The organism is Methanoregula sp., assembly GCF_049510175.1.
GTDB lineage: Archaea > Halobacteriota > Methanomicrobia > Methanomicrobiales > Methanospirillaceae > Methanoregula.
The window spans coordinates 183,032-204,369 of the sequence record NZ_JBEKZF010000001.1 but is presented as its reverse complement, the minus strand read 5'-3'; the positions used below and the strand labels follow the sequence as shown (position 1 = coordinate 204,369).

Annotated in this window: 18 protein-coding genes; 11 read left to right on the top strand and 7 right to left on the bottom strand. The window is 54.7% G+C overall.

Annotated elements, in window-relative coordinates:
* The first annotated feature begins 14 nt into the window (after positions 1-14).
* From ABSG49_RS01015 to ABSG49_RS00980, 8 genes are all read left to right on the top strand, one after another.
* Complete coding sequence (locus ABSG49_RS01015) at positions 15-872, top strand: nucleoside 2-deoxyribosyltransferase (RefSeq protein WP_424024232.1); 858 nt, start codon at positions 15-17, stop codon at positions 870-872.
* 121 nt (positions 873-993) lie between these two features.
* Positions 994-2,535: a glycosyltransferase family 39 protein gene (locus tag ABSG49_RS01010; protein ID WP_424024231.1), complete on the top strand. Its 1,542-nt coding sequence runs from the start codon at positions 994-996 to the stop codon at positions 2,533-2,535.
* A gap of 15 nt (positions 2,536-2,550) precedes the next feature.
* Positions 2,551-3,654 (top strand): glycosyltransferase, encoded by a 1,104-nt coding sequence (locus tag ABSG49_RS01005; protein ID WP_424024230.1) that lies wholly within the window; start codon positions 2,551-2,553, stop codon positions 3,652-3,654.
* Positions 3,655-3,786: 132 nt separating this feature from the next.
* A complete protein-coding gene (locus ABSG49_RS01000; protein ID WP_424024229.1) occupies positions 3,787-4,758 on the top strand; it encodes an EF-Tu/IF-2/RF-3 family GTPase in 972 nt (323 codons plus the stop codon).
* 84 nt (positions 4,759-4,842) lie between these two features.
* Positions 4,843-5,412: a LemA family protein gene (locus tag ABSG49_RS00995; RefSeq protein ID WP_424024228.1), complete on the top strand. Its 570-nt coding sequence runs from the start codon at positions 4,843-4,845 to the stop codon at positions 5,410-5,412.
* Between the two features lie 26 nt (positions 5,413-5,438).
* Entirely contained in the window at positions 5,439-7,268 is a 1,830-nt protein-coding gene (locus tag ABSG49_RS00990; RefSeq protein WP_424024227.1) for a DUF2207 family protein, read from the top strand.
* A gap of 135 nt (positions 7,269-7,403) precedes the next feature.
* Entirely contained in the window at positions 7,404-7,988 is a 585-nt protein-coding gene (locus ABSG49_RS00985) for a PPC domain-containing DNA-binding protein (protein WP_424024226.1), read from the top strand.
* A gap of 8 nt (positions 7,989-7,996) precedes the next feature.
* A complete protein-coding gene (locus ABSG49_RS00980; protein ID WP_424024225.1) occupies positions 7,997-9,835 on the top strand; it encodes a YgiQ family radical SAM protein in 1,839 nt (612 codons plus the stop codon).
* Positions 9,836-10,049: 214 nt separating this feature from the next.
* Here ABSG49_RS00980 and ABSG49_RS00975 read toward each other — a convergent pair whose 3' ends face one another.
* Both ABSG49_RS00975 and asnB read right to left on the bottom strand, forming a co-directional pair.
* Entirely contained in the window at positions 10,050-11,399 is a 1,350-nt protein-coding gene (locus ABSG49_RS00975) for a mannose-1-phosphate guanylyltransferase/mannose-6-phosphate isomerase (protein ID WP_424024224.1), read from the bottom strand.
* Between the two features lie 135 nt (positions 11,400-11,534).
* Entirely contained in the window at positions 11,535-13,370 is a 1,836-nt protein-coding gene (asnB, locus tag ABSG49_RS00970) for an asparagine synthase (glutamine-hydrolyzing) (protein WP_424024223.1), read from the bottom strand.
* Positions 13,371-13,579: 209 nt separating this feature from the next.
* Here asnB and ABSG49_RS00965 point away from each other — a divergent pair, with 209 nt between their 5' ends.
* The gene (locus ABSG49_RS00965; protein ID WP_424024222.1) at positions 13,580-14,023 is read left to right on the top strand and encodes a GNAT family N-acetyltransferase; all 444 of its coding nucleotides are present in this window, start codon (positions 13,580-13,582) and stop codon (positions 14,021-14,023) included.
* An 8-nt stretch (positions 14,024-14,031) separates the two neighbouring features.
* On the opposite strand, the gene ABSG49_RS00960 is transcribed toward ABSG49_RS00965, so the two are convergent.
* The gene (locus ABSG49_RS00960) at positions 14,032-14,610 is read right to left on the bottom strand and encodes an HdeD family acid-resistance protein (RefSeq protein ID WP_424024221.1); all 579 of its coding nucleotides are present in this window, start codon (positions 14,608-14,610) and stop codon (positions 14,032-14,034) included.
* Positions 14,611-14,715: 105 nt separating this feature from the next.
* Here ABSG49_RS00960 and ABSG49_RS00955 point away from each other — a divergent pair, with 105 nt between their 5' ends.
* Complete coding sequence (locus ABSG49_RS00955; RefSeq protein ID WP_424024220.1) at positions 14,716-14,880, top strand: hypothetical protein; 165 nt, start codon at positions 14,716-14,718, stop codon at positions 14,878-14,880.
* A 280-nt stretch (positions 14,881-15,160) separates the two neighbouring features.
* On the opposite strand, the gene ABSG49_RS00950 is transcribed toward ABSG49_RS00955, so the two are convergent.
* Positions 15,161-15,532 carry a hypothetical protein gene (locus ABSG49_RS00950; protein ID WP_424024219.1) on the bottom strand — a complete coding sequence of 124 codons (372 nt, stop codon included), beginning with the start codon at positions 15,530-15,532 and terminating at the stop codon, positions 15,161-15,163.
* Positions 15,533-15,821: 289 nt separating this feature from the next.
* Between ABSG49_RS00950 and ABSG49_RS00945 the strand changes: the two genes are divergently transcribed.
* Positions 15,822-16,019 (top strand): hypothetical protein, encoded by a 198-nt coding sequence (locus tag ABSG49_RS00945; RefSeq protein ID WP_424024218.1) that lies wholly within the window; start codon positions 15,822-15,824, stop codon positions 16,017-16,019.
* A gap of 693 nt (positions 16,020-16,712) precedes the next feature.
* On the opposite strand, the gene ABSG49_RS00940 is transcribed toward ABSG49_RS00945, so the two are convergent.
* The 3 genes from ABSG49_RS00940 to ABSG49_RS00930 form a co-directional block, all read right to left on the bottom strand.
* Positions 16,713-17,096 carry a hypothetical protein gene (locus ABSG49_RS00940; protein WP_424024217.1) on the bottom strand — a complete coding sequence of 128 codons (384 nt, stop codon included), beginning with the start codon at positions 17,094-17,096 and terminating at the stop codon, positions 16,713-16,715.
* A 394-nt stretch (positions 17,097-17,490) separates the two neighbouring features.
* Positions 17,491-20,505 carry a type I restriction endonuclease subunit R gene (locus tag ABSG49_RS00935; RefSeq protein ID WP_424024216.1) on the bottom strand — a complete coding sequence of 1,005 codons (3,015 nt, stop codon included), beginning with the start codon at positions 20,503-20,505 and terminating at the stop codon, positions 17,491-17,493.
* Positions 20,483-21,298 (bottom strand): hypothetical protein, encoded by an 816-nt coding sequence (locus ABSG49_RS00930; RefSeq protein ID WP_424024215.1) that lies wholly within the window; start codon positions 21,296-21,298, stop codon positions 20,483-20,485. The genes ABSG49_RS00935 and ABSG49_RS00930 overlap by 23 nt, the downstream gene beginning before the upstream one ends.
* Between the last annotated feature and the right edge of the window lie 40 nt (positions 21,299-21,338).

Below are 21,338 nucleotides of genomic sequence, written 5' to 3'. Positions count from 1 at the left end.
CACACACTGTAATAATGTACGTGCTCTGCAGCCCTTGCATTCTCAACCCGGCACTCCGGGCGGACGGCATCACAAAACCGTCGGACCTTGAGGCATTTGAGCGCACGAAAGCCCGTTGTGATGCGTTTGGTATTGATATGGTACCGTTGCCCTGCCCGGAGACGCTCTTCCTCGGGCCGGCCCGGCAGCCGGGCACCTTCCTTGAACGCCTGGACAACCCGGCATTTTTCCGGCTGCTGGACGAGCTCGAAACACGGGTCAGAGGTATCCTTGCACAACGCGGCCCGCCTCTCTGCATCATCGGGGTTAACTCATCGCCCACCTGCGGTGTGACAAGCACCTACTACGGGAGCAGGGGTGATGAACCCCCCCGGCGTGCGGGACGCGGGGTATTTCTTTCACGGTTCCCCCAGGTCGCTGCGATGGATACCATCACCTTTTCCCGGTACCGGGTGTACCTTGCAGCCCCCCTTTTCTCTGAAGCGGAGCGTTCCTACAACTCCTTCATTGCAGGGCTTCTGGAAAAGAACCTGTTCAAGGTTTTCCTGCCGCAGGCTGCCGGTGACGATTCAGCGGGAAGGGACCGGAATACGCAGGAACAGCTCTTCACGATGAATAAAAAGGCCATTGAACAGGCGGATACCGTTGTTGCAGTCATTGACGGAGCGGATGCGGATTCCGGCACCGCCTGGGAAATGGGGTATGCGTATGCCCGGGGAAAGACGATCATTGCCCTGAGAACAGACTTCCGCCATGTTGGCGCCACCGAACACGTCAACCTCATGCTCGAACAATCGGCAGTCGTTGTGACCACACCGGAAAAATTCCTGGAAGCCCTCAACGCCCCACCGTTGCTGAAGGGCGATCGATAATGGGCCGGAGTCAGGATAAAACGTAATTTCAGCTGATTTCAAAAAACGCGTCAAATCTGTTGGGAAAAGCGGAAAAGCAATAAACTATATGAGAATATTTACGCAATAGTAATGCGTTATTATGGCGAAAAAACGAGAGGACCGGGAAGGCCGGAAAAAAAAGACCGGAGATGGTACGACCGGCGATGGTACCTGTGATCTGGATAACGGTTTTATCTCCCCGGTGCTCTCGTTACGGAATTTTAAACCTGTCAAAACTCTCCTGCTTCACAGCAGGTATACCCAGATCCTCATCTCGTTAACCATTGTCGGCCTGTTCCTGCGGTTCTACAATCTCGGTTTCAATTCCCTCTGGCTTGACGAAGCCTCAACCTATACGTTTGCCTCGATGTCGATCCCCGGGATCTGGCAGGCAACGATGTCAGGAGAATTCAACCCCCCATTGTTCTACTGGATCGAGCACCTCATGCTGACCCTCGGGAACAACGAAGTCATCCTGCGGTTTGTTCCGGCGCTGCTGGGCGTTCTGACAATACCGCTCATATATTTCGTAGGGAAGGAATTCGTTGACAGGAATGTCGGGATTATTGCGGCAGCGGCATGTGCCTTCTCCCCGTTCCTCATCTATTACTCCCAGGAAGCCCGGGCATACTCCCTGGGCCTCTTCTTTGTAGCCTTTGCCATGTTTTTTTTCCTTAAGGCCCTGAAAACCAATGAGACACGCTCCTGGGCTCTTTTCGGCGTCCTTTCGGCCCTTGCCTTCTGGTCCCATTTTTACACGCTGGTCATCATCGGGGCCATGGGCCTCTATGCCCTTGCGGTGAAGATCCCGGAATTCAGGCATGACATCAGGACCATCAAACCCCTCGTGGCGGCGGGAGCGGTGTTTGCCATCATCTGTCTGCCGCTGATCATCGTGACGATCCAGCTCTTCGCGAAAAGAACGGCATCCGCACCCACGTTCGGGATACAGGGTATCGATATTGTCCCCGAGACCTTCAGGGAGTTGTCCGGGTTTTCCACCATCGCGATGTACCTGCTCCTGCTCCTGTTCGCGGTGGGCATCGTCCAGGCCTTCCTTCTTGACAGGAAAAAAGGGATCTTTCTCCTGGCCCTCACCCTCCTGCCCTTTGCCATCAGCTGGATCCTCTCCTACCGGATCCCGATGGTGCCCCGGTATCTCATCGTCTTTGCACCGGTCTTTTTTGTCGGGATTGCCCTTGCGTACAAACCCGTTTTTACCGTTATCAGCAACCGTGGTGTGGTATATGGTTTTATTGCGCTGATGGTCCTGCTCAGTGTCACCACCCCGTTCTTTACGAGCTATTATTCGCAATACTCCAAGGAGGACTGGAGAGGTTTTTCCGGGCAGATCCAGAACATCACCCAGCCGGGTGATCTCCTCGTTCTGGTTCCCGGGTATATCAGCCAGCCGTTTGATTATTATTACTCCAATGTCACGGAAGGGACGTTCGAATACGGGGCTTCGGATGCCGGGCAGCTGGCGGCGGTTACTGCCCAGAAAACGAACAACACCGTCTACTATGTGGTGACCGGAGACATCAGTTCAGCAAATCCGTCCGGTGACGCAGTCAAATGGCTCCAGGAGCATACAAAACAGGTCGGAGAGACCACAGGAATCTATCTGTTCACCTCCGGTTAAACCCTCTGACCCACCATGTATGACCTGACCGTTATTATCCCGACCTTCAAAGAAGAGGCGAACATCAGGAAGATCATCACTGAAGTGGACGCGGTTTTTTTAAAAAACGCCCTGAACGGTGAAATACTGGTTGTGGATGACAACTCGCCCGATAATACCATCGCCATCGTCAATGAACTGAAGAAGACAAAAACGAATGTCAGCCTGCTGGTCAGGAAATCCGATCACGGGCTCTCGCAGTCTGTTGCCGATGGCTTTCTGCATGCGTCGTCGGATGTCTTTGTCGTCATCGACGCCGACTTATCCCATCCCCCCGTCCTCATCCCGAAGATGTATGGCGAGATCCGGGCAGGCAGCGACGTCGTCATAGGCAGCCGGTACATGGAGGGTGGTGGGATAAAAAAATGGCCTCTCAAGCGCCGGGTCATCTCCCTTGGGGCAACGTTCCTTGGCCGGCTCCTCTTTCCCGATATCACTGACCCGGTGAGCGGCTTTTTTGCGGTCAGGAAACGTGTGGTAGCACAGGCACAGCTCAAGCCCCGGGGTTACAAAATTCTCCTTGAAGTGCTGGGGAAAGGTATCTGGGAGAACGACAAGGAGATACCGTTCGAGTTCAGTGATCGGGAGATCGGGGCAAGCAAACTGAAGATCAAGACCATCATCGAGTACGCACAGCAGGTCATGGATATTACTCTGTACTCCTTCTCCCATCACGAGAGCGCTGCGTGGCGGGAATGGAAAAAGGTGTTTAAGTTTGGTCTTGTGGGACTGACCGGGGTAATCGTCAATCTGGCAGTTCTCAAACTCCTGCTTATGGCGGGCATATCCGGGTATGCTGCGCTCTTTTTTGCCATTGTGGTTGCAATCCTGAACAACTTTCTGTGGAATGATCTCTGGACCTTCAAAGACTCAGCCCAGCGACTGGTGACCAGTGTCTGGCAGCGCCTCTGGTTGTTCTACACGGTTTCGGCTGGTGGTGCAGTTATCAATTATGGAATTGCCATCGCGCTCACCCAATTCATCGGGATGAAAATTGAGCTTGCGGATCTTATTGGGATCCTCATCGGTTTTGTCTGGAATTTCGTTATCAACCGCCGTCTGACATGGGGAAGGAAATAATCACACTCCCTTTTCACCGGGCTGTCCCTTTGCGGGCTGAACGCGGTATTCTCTGCACTTCATACGCGGCAGATCAAATCCGCTGAAAACCGCAATATAAACTCTCATATCCCTGAAACGTCAATGATTATTATGTCCAATCTCACCGTTGCAGTCCTCGCCCCCCCGGACTATGCCAAGGATCTGGGAAAGAAGGGGACGACGAGCGATATCACATTCTATAACCTGAAGAAAGGTGACGCGACCGTCACCTTTATCGAACCGACACGATATCCCGAGAAGCTCTCCTCCCTTTTCTATGCGGTCTCCCTGTCGGACCGCGTGATCCTTGTCGTCGATGAGATCAATGCCACGTTCGGTGAATGCGTGCTGATGCTCCAGTGTGCCGGTAAGTCCACCGGGCATCTCATCCTCAAGAACTATATCTCACCGGACCAGATCGCACCGCTCATCAGGGGCACCGTTCTCGAACACTACGAGATCCTCGAAGAGGATATGGTAGGCCTCCGCGAGAAGATGCTCGAGATCTCGGTCAAACATACCGCCCACCAGAAAGCCCACGAGAATATGGGAAAAGGGATCGTTCCCATCGATACCCACTTCAATGTGAAAGGCGTCGGGGTCGTCGTCCTCGGCTCCGTGGCACAGGGAAGCATCAAAAAGCACGATACGGTAAAGGTCCTCCCGACAGAAAAGACCGCCCAGATCCGCTCCATCCAGAAACACGATGACGATGCCGAGAGTGCGGTCGCCGGTGACCGGGTCGGCCTCTCCCTGAAAAATATCGAATCGGAAGACCTCGACCGCGGCTTTGTCCTGACCACGGATCCCGGTGTACAGTACGCCACCTCCGTCACCGGAAAAGCCCAGCTGGTGAAATACTGGCCGGCCCCGCTCAAAGAGGGGATGGTCCTCTATGCCGGGCACTGGATGCAGTTCCTTCCCACCCGGCTTGAAAAGGCCGTTGTCGAGGGGGACTGGAGGATGCCGACCCTGACCCTCTCCCTGGAAAAGGCGATGATCTATGCTCCCGGCGCCCGTATCGTGCTCCATTATCTTGAAGGCGGCAAGCTGCGGGTTGTCGGGTTTCTGATCCTACCATAACCCCTTTTTCGGATCCCGGTCTGGTGCAGGCCGGCCAACAATATATCTTATCTTTTGGAACGTGCATCAGTACTGCGAGAAACCATGCTGGAAGGTATTATTGGATGGATTATCCTGATCGTCATTGTCCTTGTGATCATAGGTCTGGTCCTCTGGATAGTAGGTATCTACAACCGGTTTGTGAGCCTGAGAAACTCATCTGAGGCCACGCTCGGGCAGATCCGTGTCGCCATGAAAAAACGGCTGGACATGATCGAACAACTGCTGGGGTCTGTAAAAAGTTACGCAAAGTTCGAGCAGGAGACCTTTACAAAAGTCACCGCCATGCGGGCCGCGGTCGCAACTGCCGGCCCCGGCGACCTGAACAAGGTCGAAGCAGAGTCCCGCTCTATCTTTGGCCGCCTCCTTGCCGTTGCGGAGAATTACCCGGACCTCAAGACCTCCGCGACCGTGACCAGCCTCATGGACTCGGTCAAGGGGCTCGAGGACGAGATTGGACGGCAGCGCTATACCTTCAACAACATCTCGCAGGAATTCAATACCATGGTGGATACCATCCCCTCGAACTTCATCGCAAAGATGATGCATCTCACAAAGCTCGAGTATCTCCAGTTCGAGGAAGCCATCGCGACAGCCCCGAAGATCGAGTTCTGAAGATCAAGTTCTAAAAGGTCATTGCCATGGGAGAAACGCGCCAGCTTGCCGGGCTTGTTATCGCGGGCCTGGTCATCGGGATCATCGGCCTCGTCGTGGTCAACGCAGCGCCGGCCCTGTTCACGGGGGATCTGGTGGTGGACTCGTACGATGCCGTCCTCCAGAGCAACGGGACCCTGACGGAGCACTACACTTACAATGTACATACTGCGGGGGAGTACCGCATGCTGTACCGGAGCTGGGATGCCCCGGTGGTCTTTTCGACGCCATCGTCTTCTGCCGTTCAGTTCGTTTCCGCAGAGGCTCCAGAGGGTGCAACCTGGTATGCAAAAGCCAGTGATGGAACGGTAAACGTTGCTGGAGATGCACAGGATGCTTCCCGGAAAGCACTCATCGATGAACTCGCCAATACAAACGAAGTGGGCATCTTTAATCCCAATTATTATTCTGACGGTACCTATACCGCCGGATTCACCTACATCCTCTACCCCCCGATCGAGTATGACGGCAGCACGACCCATCTCAACCTGAAATTTGCCGGGGATACGCACATCCCCTACAACAAAATCCATATCACCATCCCCGCGGATAATGTGGAGCAGATCTACGTCTATCCTCCCGGCCTGCACACCGAAAAAACCGTTGACACCTATGTGATTACCGGGAACGTGGCGGAGAACGAGATCCTGTCGGTCGAGCTGCTTGGTACCAGCAACGCGTTTGCCGGGATGCCCGGGTTCCGGACAGAGTCTTCTGATCTCCAGGGAAAGACCAGTTCCGCGGGTTTCTGGTACGATGCACCCTATTACGCGGCATACATCCTGAACGGGATTGCGACCATTGCCGTCATCCTCATCCCGTTCCTCCTCATCCTGATCTATTACTGCTACGGACGGGAGAAGGAGTTCACGGTCCCGGCATACCTGAGTACCCTTCCCTCTACCGCCCTCAAGCCCTGGCAGGTGAACCTACTCTTCAAAGGCGATGTACTGGATTTCGATGTGGATGGCTACTATGCAACCCTGCTCGATCTCCACCGGCGCAAGAACATCGCGATCACGGAGAAAGGTGACGGTAAAGGTGTGGAGATCCGGGTGCTGTCATCTGAGAACCTCGACTCCTACGAGCAGAGAGTCCTCGCGTTCATCGACCAGGTAGCGGAAAAAGGTGTGCTGGACACAGAAAGGATTGCCGCACTTGCGAAACGGGCGCAGTCCGACAGCAGTGCGGAAGAGACCGCCATCCGCTACCAGCGCAACATTACGGATGTGACCAGCAGGGTGGACACCAGCCTCGCCACGCAGTACATGGTGGATGGCCGGGACCACATCACACCGCTGGGAATGGTTGCCGGCGTCCTGTTCTGCCTCACCGTGATCCTTGCTCTTGTCTACTCCATGCAGTCATACATCCTCTTCCCGGCAGCAGCGCTCTGGGGGGTGGTCTTCGTCCAGACAGCGATTGCCTTTGCCGCCCCGTCCACGCTGTTCGGCCACTGGAAGGGTGACCGTTACAAAGAAAAGCTGGAATGGGATTCATTCACCCGTTTCCTCTCGGATATGGCCATGATCCAGAAGTATGCACCCGCCGACCTGTCGATGTGGGGCGACTGGCTCATCTACGGGACCGCTCTCGGTGTGGGAGCGAACGTGGAGAAGGCAATGAAGTCACTCAATATCCGGGTGGCCGACACCGGTGTTCCGGTGGGAGCCATAGGCATGAACGCCGCATTTGTCCCGTTGATCCTCTTCTCGCCGCCGAGCCATGGCGGTTCCGGTGGCGGCGGGGGCTTTGGCGGTGGGGGCGGCTTTGGAGGAGGAGGCGGGTTCGGCGGCGGCGGTGCCGGGGGACGGTGAACCGGGAGACTCCGACACGCACTCCGGAAAAGAGAGGCGCCCCCGGATTCGGCCCGCAAATCCTGTCCGGAACGGGTCACTGGAGATATAAACCCGCGCAAACCATAAGAATACCAAAAAGGGAATCTTTAGTATATGCAGTATACGGAAGGCCAGCTCGGCAGGGTCTTTGTCGTGAGGATCGATGACGGGGAGGACATGCTCGTCTCTCTCCGCCAGTTTATCCAGGACAAAGGGATCCAGGCCGGCTCGATCTTCTTCCTCGGTGCCCTGAGGAACGGGCGGCTGGTCACCGGCCCGGAAGAACTGGTCATTCCCCCGGTCCCGCATTTCGTGATGTTTGAGGGCGGCTGGGAAGTATTCGGTGTTGGCACGATCTATGCCGGGGAAGGAGGTCCGCACGTCCATTACCATGCCTCGGTGGGCCGGGCCGGCTATGCCCTGACCGGCTGCCTGCGGGAAAAGGCCGTTACCTATCTCATCGTCGAAGCGGTCATCTACGAATTCACGGGGCTTTCCGCCCGGAAAGAGTTCGATGAAAAGACCCAGATTCACCTCCCTGTCCTCAGGAACGGAAAGGAGGCTGAAGCGGGTGAGCCTGAAGGGGCAAAAGAAGAAGTCCGCCAGATCTCCCGTGAAGAAAAAAAAGAGGAGAAGGGCGAATTACCCGGTGGTCTTGCCGAGATCATCCGTGACCTGACCCGGCGCCCGCCGACATAAGTTTTTCTATGATCCGCCAGCCCCCGTTTCTCCCCCTGTCATCCGAAGAAGGGCAGGGGCTGGGCATCGACCGGTTCGATGTCATTCTCATCACCGGGGATGCCTATGTGGACCACCCCTCGTTCGGGACTGCCCTGATCGGCAGGGTCCTGTGGGATGCCGGTTTTTCCGTGGGTATCATTGCGCAACCGGACTGGAAGTCCGGCGCCGACGTTGCGAAGCTCGGGGCTCCCCGGCTCTTTTTTGGCATCTCCTCGGGCAATGTTGATTCGATGGTGGACAACTTCACCCCGAACCTGAAGCGAAGGAGCGACGACGTCTATTCCCCCGGGGGGATCCCGAAACGCCCGGACCGGGCCGTGATCGTCTACGCGAACCGGATCCATGAACGGTTTCCCGACACGCCGGTTGTCCTCGGCGGCATCGAGGCCAGCCTCCGGCGGTTCGCCCACTACGATTACTGGCAGGACCGGGTGCGGCAGGCAATCCTGGCGGATGCCCCTGCGGACCTCCTCGCCTTTGGCATGGCCGAGCGGCAGATGGTAGAGATCGCCCGCCGTCTCAGCGCGGGAGAGCACGTCCCGTCCCTCCGGGACATCCGCGGGACCGCGTATACGATGGAGATTGCGGAATGGCGCAGTCACCGGCCGCCGGAGATGGTCGAGATCCCCGGGTTTTCCGAAGTCTCGCAGGACAAGGCCGCCTATGCCCAGGCCTTTGCCCTGCATTATGGCGAACAGGACCCGGTCCGCGGGAGACCCGTTGCGCAGCCGCACCCGAAGACAGTCGTTATCCAGAACCCCCCGGCCCCACCTCTGACCACGCCGGAACTCGACCACATCTATGAACTGCCGTTCTCCCGCGAGGCCCACCCGTCCTACAAACAGCCGGTCCCTGCCCTCGAACCGGTCCGGTTTTCAGTGACCAGCCACCGCGGCTGTTTTGGCGGCTGCTCGTTCTGCGCCCTCACCCACCACCAGGGCCGGATCATCCAGGGCCGGAGCATTGAATCCCTGGTGAGGGAGGTGACGCGGATGACGAAGATGCCGGGTTTCAAGGGGATCGTGCAGGACGTAGGTGGACCGACAGCGAATATGTACGGCCTTTCCTGTGACCTCTGGGAGAGCTCCGGGGCATGCCGGGACAAGCACTGCAGCCCGGCCTGCAGGACCCTGCACACGGGTCATTCCGCCCAGTGCGAACTTCTCACGGCACTCCGGCAGATCCCCGGCGTCAGGAAAGTGTTCATCGGGTCCGGCGTCCGCTATGACCTCGTTCTGGCTGACCAGAGCGGGTACCTGGAACAGATCTGCGACCACCACGTCTCCGGCCACCTGAAAGTGGCCCCCGAGCACATTGCACACAACGTTACCACGATCATGAACAAGCCCCCGCAGGAAGTCTTCGACCGGTTCCGCACGCGTTTCTCTCTCCTCCAGCAGGGCAAACCGAAGAAACAGTACCTGCTGCCCTATTTCATGTCAGGGCACCCCGGCTGCACGGTCGAGGACATGATCCAGCTTGCGGAATATATCCGGGACAACAACCTGTATACGGAACAGGTCCAGGACTTCACACCCACGCCCATGAGCGTCTCCACCTGTATGTATTATACCGGCCTCAACCCGTTTACCCTGGAACCGATCCACGTGGCGAAGGGGCGCGAGAAGCAGGTCCAGCGGGCCCTGCTGCAGTACCGCGAACCGCGGAATTACCGGATGGTCGTCGAGGGGCTGGAAGCGGCGGGGAGGAGGGATCTCGTTGGCAGGGATAAAAAGTGCCTGGTGGGAGCGGGGCCCGGCATGACCCGATCGTTTTTGGGAAAACACCGGGGATCGAAAAAATAAACTCCGTAGAAAATATTTTACATGACCTGATACCCCCCTCTTGCGCCACCAGTCCCCCGTTGGGGGACGGGGCGCAGTGTGATGTCCTGAGGCAGGTTACCGGTGATACGTCGTCATCCCAATGGGGATGCCCTAGCGGCGGGGGCAACGCCCCCAAGAGCGTCAGAGCTTTCTGAATGAGATCTATAGAGCCAAAAAAAATTTAAGAATTTCTTCACTTCCGGCCGTACTCGTCGTCGAACCGGACGATGTCATCCTCTTCAAGGTAATCCCCGAGCTGCACCTCGATGACTTCAAGGGGGATCAGGCCGGGGTTCTTCAGCCGGTGCTTCGTCCCGCTGCGGACAAACGTGCTCTCGCCTTTTCGCAGGAACCGCGTCTCGCCGTTCAGCTCGACTTCTGCCGTGCCCCGGACCACCACCCAGTGCTCGCTCCGGTGGTGGTGGAGCTGGAGCGAGAGTTTCTCGCCGGGCTTTACGGTCACCCGCTTGATCTTGTAGACCGTCCCGTCTTCAAGCACCGTGTAGGAACCCCATGGCCGGTGGACCTGCCGGTGGAACTTGGTCACGGGATCATTACCTGCCTTGTAGCGGTTTACCAGGTGCTTGACCTGCTCGGTCTCCCGGTTATTGCAGACCAGGAGGGCATCCGTGGTATCCACGATGATCAGGTCACTGACGCCGATAAGGCCGACATGTTTCCCGGGAGCATGCACGTAATTGTTCCGGGCGGAGAGGTATTCCGCGTTCCCGACATTTCCCTCGGCGTCGTGGGGTTCCGTATCATAGAGGGCCTTGAATGTGCCAAGATCGTTCCATTCCGCCTCGAGCGGGACAACCGCAACTTTCTTGGAATGCTCCAGCAGGCCGTAATCGATGGAGATTGCCTCAAGTTCCCGATAATCCGGATCCTGAGCTCCGGAAAGTGCGGCATACAGTCCCGGCTGGTATTTTTTCAGCTCCGCAAAGAAACAATCCGTGGAGAGGAGGAAGATCCCGCTGTTCCAGAGATATCCTTTTCGGACATACTCCTGTGCGGTCTTCTCGTCCGGCTTCTCCCTGAATTCTTCGACAAGGTTCCCGACCGACAGTGTCCTGCCCGGCCGGATATACCCGTATCCCGTATGGGGGGAGGTTGGTTTTACCCCGAACGTTACGAGATATTTTTTTGATAAGGGTTCTGCTGCCCGGATCTGGTCGAGGGCATCGTCACCGAGCACGTGATCGCTCGGGAATACCACTGCCGTGGCATGGCGATCGGTGTTCCTGATGCGCTGCATCGCCCACCCGATGGCAGGCAGGGTATTCTTCCCTTCGGGCTCCGCGAGAAGGTGGGCATCGTCCAGGGTGTACCCGAGCTCATCGGCCTGGTTGCGGACAAGATACCGGTGGATATCGTTCGTCACCACGAAGATGCCGTCCGGCCCGGAGAGGCGGACTGCCCGCTCGTAGGTCTTCTGGAACAGGGTGAGGCCGTCGAGCTGGATGAACTGCTTGGGATAGTACTCCCGTGAAAGCGGCCAGAGCCGCGTCCCGACACCGCCAGCAAGGATGATCGATCTCATGGGAAACCCGTATTGAGTCCGGACCGGTACGGGGTCATCAGGGACTCGTCACATACATCTCGTGGGATTGACCATTTATAGAATTCGATCCTGTGCACGGTCACCCGTTACAACCCCGTTTTTTTTCCGAGGGTATCATGCGCCTGTCCCGGCAGCACGGCGACAGTCGAAAAATTTTCGCAGCCACACCTCGGCACAGATGATGCGCCAGAGCTCCGGGGAGTAGGTGGACCGCCCTTCAAGGAACGCGAGATAGTCCCGCATGACCGCCGCCGCGTCCCAGTACGGGCGGGTCCGGAACGCATCGGACGAGAGCACCTTGAGCACGAACGGGCGCAGGTCCTCCCGCATCCAGACCTCTTCCGGTGTGACAAACCCCATCTTGTCCATCCGGCAGCGGATGGCATCCGGCACGATCCCTTTGATTGCAGAGCGCAGGGCCGTCTTGGTGACACCGTTCCTGATCTTCTGGTTGAGCGCGAGAGAGGCGACATATTCCACGAACCGGTAATCGAGGAACGGCACCCTCGACTCGATCGAGAACGCCATCGCGTTGCGGTCCTCGTAGTGGAGGAGCGCCGGCAGGTTCGTTGACGTGAGTTCCTTATACAGCACGCGGTCGAGGTTCCCGTTATACCGCTGGATAGTTTCAGCCGTGCACGTAAGGAGACTCCTGCGTTTTTTGCGTTCCCAGAGCTGGCGGACTGAAGAGCGGAAGAACCCTCCGTTGTGCCGGAGGCTGCCGGCGCATTCGCGAAGCGCTGTCCAGCCGTGAAACTTCCGGAGGAGTGTGCCGATGTAGCTGCCCTGGTACGCGATATACCCGGCGAGGAGCTCGTCGGCGCCCTGCCCGTCCAGCACCACTTTTACCTGCTCTTTTGCCAGCCGCATCACGCAGTACTGGGCATAGATCGAGAGCGAGCCGAACGGCTCGTCCTGTATGTACACCAGCCGGTTGATATCGTCCCAGAGCTGTTCCGGTGTCGGCTCGACCTTGTGGGCATCGACCCCGGTTGCGGCCACGATCTCGTCGATATACCGGCTCTCGTCGAACCGTTTATCGGTAAAAACCGCGGAGAAGGTCTTCTGCCGGGCCCCGACACTGGCCGGCGCCTCGTTCCGGATGAGGTCGTTGATGAGCACGGTGAGGGTCGAGGAGTCGATGCCCCCCGAGAGGCAGGTCCCGACCGCGACATCGCTCCGGAGGTGGATCCGGGTGGCATCGCGGAGGATCGCGAGGAGCCGGGCAGCAGCCTCGTTGTCCCTGATATCGGAACGGATCGCCGGATTGACCGTCACATCCCAGTACCGGAACGGCTGCTGCGGGCCGGCAGCGGTCACGATCAGGGCATGGGCGGGTTCCAGCTGGACGATACCCTCAAACATCGTCCGGTTGGAATGATCGAGCACGCCCCACGCGAGGTAGGTGCCGAGTGTCGTATCATCGGGGTGGTTCCCCACGTCCGGGTGGGCGAGTAACGCCTTGATCTCCGACGCGAACAGGAACGAACCGTTTACCTGCGTGTAATAGAACGGTTTGATGCCAAGGCGGTCCCGGGCGCAGAAGAGTTGCTGCTGTTTCCCGTCCCAGAGCGCAAAGGCCCACATGCCGTTGAACCGGCTCAGGCAGCCGGTGTCCCATTCCTCGTACGCATGCAGGATCACTTCCGTGTCGGAGTGCGAATGGAAGCGGTGACCTTTTTTGATGAGTTCTTCGCGGAGCTCGACATAATTATAGATCTCGCCGTTGAAGACCAGCCAGAGCGTCCCGTCCTCGTTCGTCATGGGCTGGAGGCCCTCGGCTGTCAGGTCGATGATGGCAAGCCGGCGGTGCACGAGCCCCGTGCTTCCGCAGATCCGGGTGCCCTCGCCATCGGGGCCGCGGTGGGTGAGCCGCCCCGACATTGCGGCAAGGAGCCCTGTATCCACCCCCCTGCCGTCAAGACAGTACTGGCCTGCGATCCCGCACATTATGGTAAAGGTGGGTACCGGTGGTTTAAAAGGATGTGAGGGAAATATGAGAGCTGAGGCGCTCTTGCCAGCGGCGGCTGTCCTTACTACACCATCTCAGGCACCAGCCCGAGGCCGCGTCGGGTATGAATTCCAACCGCAGCACACCGAGCATCCCGATAAAAAAAACGCATTACGATATCCGGCATGAAAATGAGAGGACGAATCCGATGACAACGGAAACCCGCGAGCTGAAACCCGAGGAATTCCCGCTTGCAGAGAAGCTCTGGGAGCAGTACCGGGGCCAGAAAGCGAATGCGCCGCATGAACGGATATTCGGTGTCTTCGATGGCGGCAGCCTCGCAGCAACGGCCCGGTACACCCGCCATCCCGACGGGGCGGAGATGGACTGCGTCTTCTCCTCAGAAAAGTACCGGGGGAAAGGGTATGCAAGGATGGCGGTTGAGGCGCTCCTGCAGGCATGCGGATTGGAACCGATCTTTATCCACTCGACGCTCGTCCTGATCGCCTTTTACAAGACGCTCGGGTGGGTGCCGATCCCGGAGGAGGAGCTCCCGCAGAGTATCCGGGAACGTTTCATCTTCTGTTTCGGGGAGATGCAGGGGTGCAATGTCTGCCCGATGAAACGGGAGCCGGACGTGAGCGGGTCTTAGCATACCGGTTACCCTGCGGTCACGTCCTTCTGCTCTTTCCTTACCGTAATCCCGACGGCGATGCTCAGGATACCGTAGATGATAGCAAATATCCCGAGGTACACGGCAACAAGCACCACTGCACCCAACGCTGGCAGGAAAAAGAATAACCCCCCGAGAATTACCGAAAGTGCCCCGGAAAAACCAAGCAGCAGTTGATGCTTCGTATATTCGGGATGGAAGATTGCAATAGTGAGATCGATAAACCCGAAAAAGAGCATAAGGAGAGCAATGATAACCGTAAGACCTGCAGCAGCAACCCATGGACGCAGAATGGCTGCAATTCCGACGAGCAGCCCCAGGACTCCCACCACGAGGAGCACAACGGATCGCGAAGCACCTGCCGGGGACTTGAGTGCGAGGACCAGCGAGAGGATTGCAGCAATGATAATCAGGATCCCGATGAGGGTTACCACAACCTGTTCTGCAATATTGGTCCAGATCAGGACGAGAATCCCGATGATGAGGGCAATCAATCCCCGGATAATGAACGAACCCCATTTCACCGGGTGGAATGTGGTTTCAACGATGATGACTTCCTCTGACATAAATTACACCACAAATGTTTCTTTTCTCATCCCCCTGTTCTTATAACCGATGGATGTTTCTCATAGACGGGGTTCTGGAGCATCTTCAATACTTGATATTTTTCAATGGACGATATTCACCGTTGTCTCGTTTGTCGCGGGATACTTGGCTCCGTAGCGTACCTCATTTCGATAGGGATTACCGTATTCAGTCCCTACCGTGCGCAGTTGTCATGGCTGTTTATCGGGGTTCTCTTCTGGTGGCTGGGCAGGGAGTTCTACCGGAGCTGACTCTCGGTGATCGACCAGTCCCCGTGAATGCCATCCTGGCCGGGAGAATATATTTTTTCGTCGCAGTGGTTTGAACATTTACGGTCGGTCATGGCTGAAGTTTTTTTACAAATTGAAGATCCGAAATGAATCTCTTACCGGAAAATGATTAAAAATACAGAACGTTCGGATATCTTGCGAAAATTGTAATACGAAGCAATAATAATGTTAAAAATTCTATACTCAGAAGGATCAATAATCCGACGAATCTATAGAGACTATAGATACGGATTATTTTGAATCAAAGGTGTGTGCACATGAATTCGATTTCCCGATTCCCTAAAAATATTTCTGGCCAAAATCGGACCCTCTGCATAGCATTGGCAGTTGCAGTCTTCCTTATTGGCATGGTTCTGATTACAGGATGTACGAGCTCGTCACCATCCACGACAACCGTAACTACTGCAGTCACTACTGCAATACCGGTAAGTGAAACACCAGCACCGGTAAGCACTCCGGTTGTAAACATGACCGGTGCACCTGCTGTTAATATGACCGGTGCTCCCAGTGGAAATATGCCCCCAAGTCCGGTTGTAAACATGACCGGTGCCCCTGCTGTTAATATGACCGGTGCTCCCAGTGGAAATATGCCCCCAAGTCCGGTTGTAAACATGACCAGTGCCCCTGCTGTTAATATGACCGGAGGAAATTCTTCAAGCGGAACACCTCCCAATGGTACTCCGACATCATAACAACAAAAATTTTTATTTTAAAAAAGGCTCATGAGATTTAGAAATTTATCGTCGTGAGGCTTTGAACATTCAAGGTCAAATACGGCTGATGTTGTATTATTATCTGATATACCCACTGGATTAAAAACGAAAGTTATTTTTCATACCACAAAGATTTTTATAATCTATCATGGTGATGATTCGATGAAAAACACAACACTATTTCTCCTTTTGCTGGTAGTCTTTTCGGCAATACTGATTGCCGGATGCACACAGAAACAACCTGTAGTGACACCTACGCCAACGCCGGCGGTAACCGTAGTACCAACATTCGTGGTCCAAAACCAAGGGGGAGTCGCGGTTATGGCTACCCAGACTGTTGCAGTTCAGGCAAACCAGACTGTCGCGGTCAAGACTAACAAAAGTTAGATTATAATCTCAATTTTTTTAACTGAAAAAGAGGTTTTCACGAACCTTTTTTCAGTTTTACGGCTAAAAATGTGAGTCGCAGGGCTTTGAACATGAACAGTCAGTCACGGCTGAGGAACTCTCATTTTTTCTGACGCTCCCGGGGCCAAAAAAATTCTCTTGCAATTCCATTGTAAGAGGGCGGAGTGTTCTTGAAAAAATTTTTCAGAGTAAATAGTTGTTATAAAAAATTTTTTCATGCAATTTTCAACAACAGAACCCCTCACAAAAATGATGAGCGTCTCCATCCCCAGCGTAAACATCCATCCAGAGAGCCCGAAGATACCTCCATTCCCCTCTCCAGGCAGGTATTCTCCGTCGGAGAATTGCCACCCCCTCTAAAACCGCCATAGCACCCCTCCGGTCCCGGACACACCACCTGCCACCTCCCAAATCTCATCTCACCCTCCGATCGGCCGCCCCAACTGACCCATATTAACAGGGTAACTGACACGCTCTCTCTGCGACGTAAAAACAGGGAAAATTACGCATTATCGACACGGAAACTGACACGCGTTTTCGCGAAACTGACACGGTCGGCCTCCAAGAGGGGGTAAACGGAGCCCTATACGGCCCCGGATCAGAGGCACTCGAAAATGAGGGGTGTCTCCGACGGAGAACCCCATCCCGGGAGTGTCTGACACCGGTAGCTGGCTATCCCGGAACTCCTGGCATATTCCCGGTGCTTCCGAACGGTTTGCCATCCCGGTCGAGCTCGATGAGACCGTTGTTCAGGACGCGGAAGAACCGGAGCACGCCATGCGGGCTGCAAGCCCAGAGTTCCCGTGACCGGCAGGGATCTTCGGGTACGAGCCGGAGCCGGGCGATCGCTTCGGCAGCCTGCGCCTCCATCTCCGCGAGCGATCCATGAAGACGCCGGCTCCGCAGTACCAGGATAACAGCGGTGTAACCTGCTATATGGATGATAAAATCACAGACACTGCCACGCCCGCGTTTGCTGCAGGTGACAAAGCCACGCGCCAGCGCTATCTTCAACGCAGCATCGATCGCAGATCGTGGTGGCGGCCCGCGGCTCATGTACCCCCCTCACGGCTGGCAGGATAATTTTTGCTCTGCTGCCGGCTGCGCAGACCGTGGTTCACCGGCCGGCTATTACTATGAGAGAAATGCCGGCCGGAACCCATGATCAACGCCCGTGTCCGTGTGCAGTTTTCATTTGGCATTTGTGATTATACTCGGTTTCATAAAAGTGCTATATATGCTGATTGGTCAATAGAAAATATTGTGGCCGTAATGCGGGAATTTGGGCTTGTATTGGGGCCTGATTGGTATAACCTGCGGGTTCTGGGATTGAACCGCGGGGAGATTGGTGGAGGTGCAGGGAATAGCGGGGGATCAATTTCGGAATTATTTTTAGGGATCTGGATCCGTTGATATACACCTTTTTTGGCAAGTAAAAAAGATTTTTCAATTATTTATTAGCCGATGCCTGACTTGTACTATACGTCCTCTTGAAAACCATATCCGCCAGCCATTTCCGAAAATACAGGTTATCGCTGTAGAGTTTGAATAATTCCGTCTGATCCGCAAGAAGCTCAACCAACACTTTGTTCAATGCAGTATCATGTTCAATACGGGCATTCTGCTTATCAGAATGTTTCATCGCATTCTGATATGCTCTGTCCGCTGCCACTTTTGCAGGGATCTCCTCAGTGATGACTTTCTGGATCTTGTCCTTGTCCTTCCAGTCAATTTTTCCCCATAACTCGTTGAAAGATCTGATGATATTACTGAGCCGGTCAAGATCCGGCTCTGGCAGCCTGCCCCCACCACGTGTGGGCACCGGCCCGACCGTTCCATTCTGATCTGATAACCTGATAGCCAGGGCTGATTTCACTTCAACCCGGTAACTGTCCATGTCGATTGCCTCAAGAATACCTTTGGAGAGATCCTCCTCTTTCGGGGCCGGGAGTTTGGGGATGAGGAAGTTCAAGAAGATCGAGAGTTTTTCCCATTCCGGATTAGTGTATGGTAGAATGGATCCAAGGAAATTGTATGTCCTGACAAATGCCTTGGCATTACCCTTGAAATCTACCTGCCCGTCTTCATCGAGTTCATCGATATATCGTCCTGTGCAGGTGTCAAGAACCGGGTCCAGTTTCTCGCGGCTTGCCCCCTTAAGATAAAGGTCAACGAGTTGGGTAATCTCTTCCTGCGAATAGATCTGGTACCCGTCAATGTCGGCCTTGAGATCATGGAGTTTGTTGGGATCGGTCTCATCTGACAGGATAGTGGTCCGGTAATAATCCTCGAAAGCGAACCGGATGACATCCGAATTGTTCATGAAATCAAGAACAAAGGTATCGTGCTTCTTCGGGTGTGCACGGTTGATCCTTGAGAGGGTCTGGACCGCTTTGATGCCTGAAAGAGGCTTGTCGACATACATGGTATGGAGGAGCGGTTCGTCATAACCTGTCTGGAATTTTTCTGCAACGATAAGGAACCGGTAGGGGTCTTCCTGGAATTTATCCTCAATATCTTTACTGGGAAATCCGTTGAGCGAAACCTCTGTAACCTTGATTCCTTTGTATTCGTACTCCCCGGAGAATGCAACAATCGGCTTATAAGGCCTCTTCTCTTGCGTAAGATAGGAATTGAACGCATGATAGTACTGGATCGCTCTCTCGATTCCGCTTGTCACGACCATTGCCCGCGCTTCACCGCCGATTTTTGTCCGGTAGACGTGGTCATTGAAGTGGTCGATCATGATCTCGGCTTTCTTTTCGATCGCGGTCTCGTTGGATTCAACGAATTTACGCAGTTTCTTGATCGCTCTTCGTGTATCGAACTCCGGATCGTCCTCAATCGTCTTTGTAAGGCGATAGTAACTGTAGACCGGTGTATAGTTCTTCAGGACATCGAGAATGAATCCTTCATCGATTGCCTGTTTCATTGTGTAACTATGGAAGGGACGATGGTGGACGACATCTCCTTCCGGGTAGGGCTCCCCGAAGATCTCCAGGGTCTTGTTCTTCGGGGTTGCCGTGAACGCAAAATAGTCTGCGTTCTTGAGCATCTTCCGGGCTTCGATAATATGGTTGATTTTATCTTCAACGGTCTCTTCCTCTTCATCACCCGTCTCGGAAAGTGCAATATTCATTTTTGCGGAGGTCCGGCCGCCCTGGCTGGAATGCGCTTCATCGATGATGATGGCGAACTTATGGTTCCGGTGCTCGTTGCCGATCTCATCGAGAATGAACGGGAATTTCTGGACCGTGGTGATGATGATCTTCTTGCCGGACTGGATGAATTCCCGGAGCTGCGGGGATCCTTCCGTGACCGCTCCAACGGTAGAGGAAACCTGCGCGAACTGTTTGACAGTATCCCTGATCTGTTTGTCAAGGACTTTCCTATCGGTGACGACTATGATGGAATCGAAGACCGTTTTGTCATTCTTTTGCAGGCCGATAAGCTGGTGGGCGAGCCATGCTATCGAATTGCTCTTACCGCTTCCCGCCGAGTGCTGGATGAGGAACCGCTTGCCAATCCGCTGGATCCGCGTTTCGTTCAGGAGTTTGTGGACAAGGTCGAGCTGGTGGAAACGTGGGAAGATCTGTTTCTGCTTCTTCTTGCCGGTCTTCCGATCAATCTCTTCAACGACCTGCGCATAGTTCTCGATAATATCCGTCAGGCCATCCCGTGTGAGGATTTCCTTCCAGAGATAATCGGTCTTGATCCCGGCAGGATTCGGGGGATTTCCGGCACCGTCATGGTATCCCTTGTTGAACGGCAGGAACCAGGACTCATTTCCCTTCAGCTGCGTACACATCCAGACCTGCTGGTCATCGACTGCGAAGTGGACCATGCATCGCTTGAACTGGAAGATGAGCTCGCGGGGATCCCGGTCCCGCTTGTACTGCTGGATGGCATCGTCATACGTCTGTTTTGTGAGCCGGTTCTTGAGTTCGAACGTGACAATCGGCAACCCGTTGATGAAGAGACAGAGATCGAGCGCGAGCCGGGTCTCGTCCCTGCTGTACTGGAGCTGCCGGGTGACCGAGAAGATATTTTTCAGCCAGAGTTCCTCGGCCCGTGTATTGCCCGGGGTAGGGGTGCCGTAGAACAGAGTGATCGTTGCCGGACCATCCTGGACACCTTTCCGTAATACATCGATTATCCCGCGTTTTGTGATCTGTCCCTGGAGCCGGGCCAAGAACTGGTCCCGCTTGGGGCTGTCATTACCAATGCCGAGCTGTTCGACGACCTTTGGCTGGGTCTCCTGAAGGAACGCGAGGAGTTTTACCAGATCGACAGCGTGGTCCCGGTCGAAGTCTTTCGGGCTGCCTTCGACATAGGGGAGGCTGCCGTAGATGCTTGGTTTGTAATGTACTGAGGGCGGGGGTTGCTGTGGGGTATCGGACTTACGTGTGAGGGCCTCAACGATGAGGGTTTCCAGGCCTTTTTCAGTGGTGTCGGTGGTACTCAATGCAATCCGCTTCTGTTGTTGATTCTTTTTTTAGTGCTATCCCATCTGATCCGAGATACCAGTCATCCTGCAGGATCGGAGTGGTCTTTTTTATCAGTTCATTCCTGAGAACACCTTCGAGAATGCTTCTTTCTACCGCGATCGAGTATTTTATCTTATTTAATGAATCGAAGCCTATTGATTTATAAAGCATTCTATTATTGTCGATGTTGTCCGTATAATTCAATTCAGCAGAAAAAAGATCAAGATAGGGCTGGTAATAGAATTTCTGGAGTTGTTCTGGTTTAATCGGAAGATTGGTTTTTCTTTTTTTAGTCTCGTCATCCGGATCGGTTAATTCTATTAAAATATGTGGTTTGAGTCTGGTCAGACAATATGATCGTGTATCTGGAAACATATCTGAAATCATGTCGACGCTGTCAACCTGTTTCTCCCATCGTGCACGATGTATTCTTCCCGGTTCGGTCTGAAAACATTTGGCTTCAATAACATGCCAATTGTTCTTTGAATCAATCCCGACATAATCAGGAAATTGTTTGTCCTTCATAAAGATCCGAATGGCCTTCATCATGTGCTGGAGATGAACCGGCCATGGGACATCCAGTATCTCGGCAGATACAACTTTTGTAACACACATCCCCAGCCAGTAAGAGAGGACTCCCTTTTCACTCTGGTCGAGGTCTTCATAATGGTCCGGTAATTGCAGCGTTCCCTGATCATCAATTTCAATTACACTTTCAAGGGCGAAGATCTTGTGAAGGGCAAAGGCAAATGCGTGCTGAGTCGATGGCATTGCAGCCCGCAGCGACGGGGAGCCCATTGTGACAACTGCA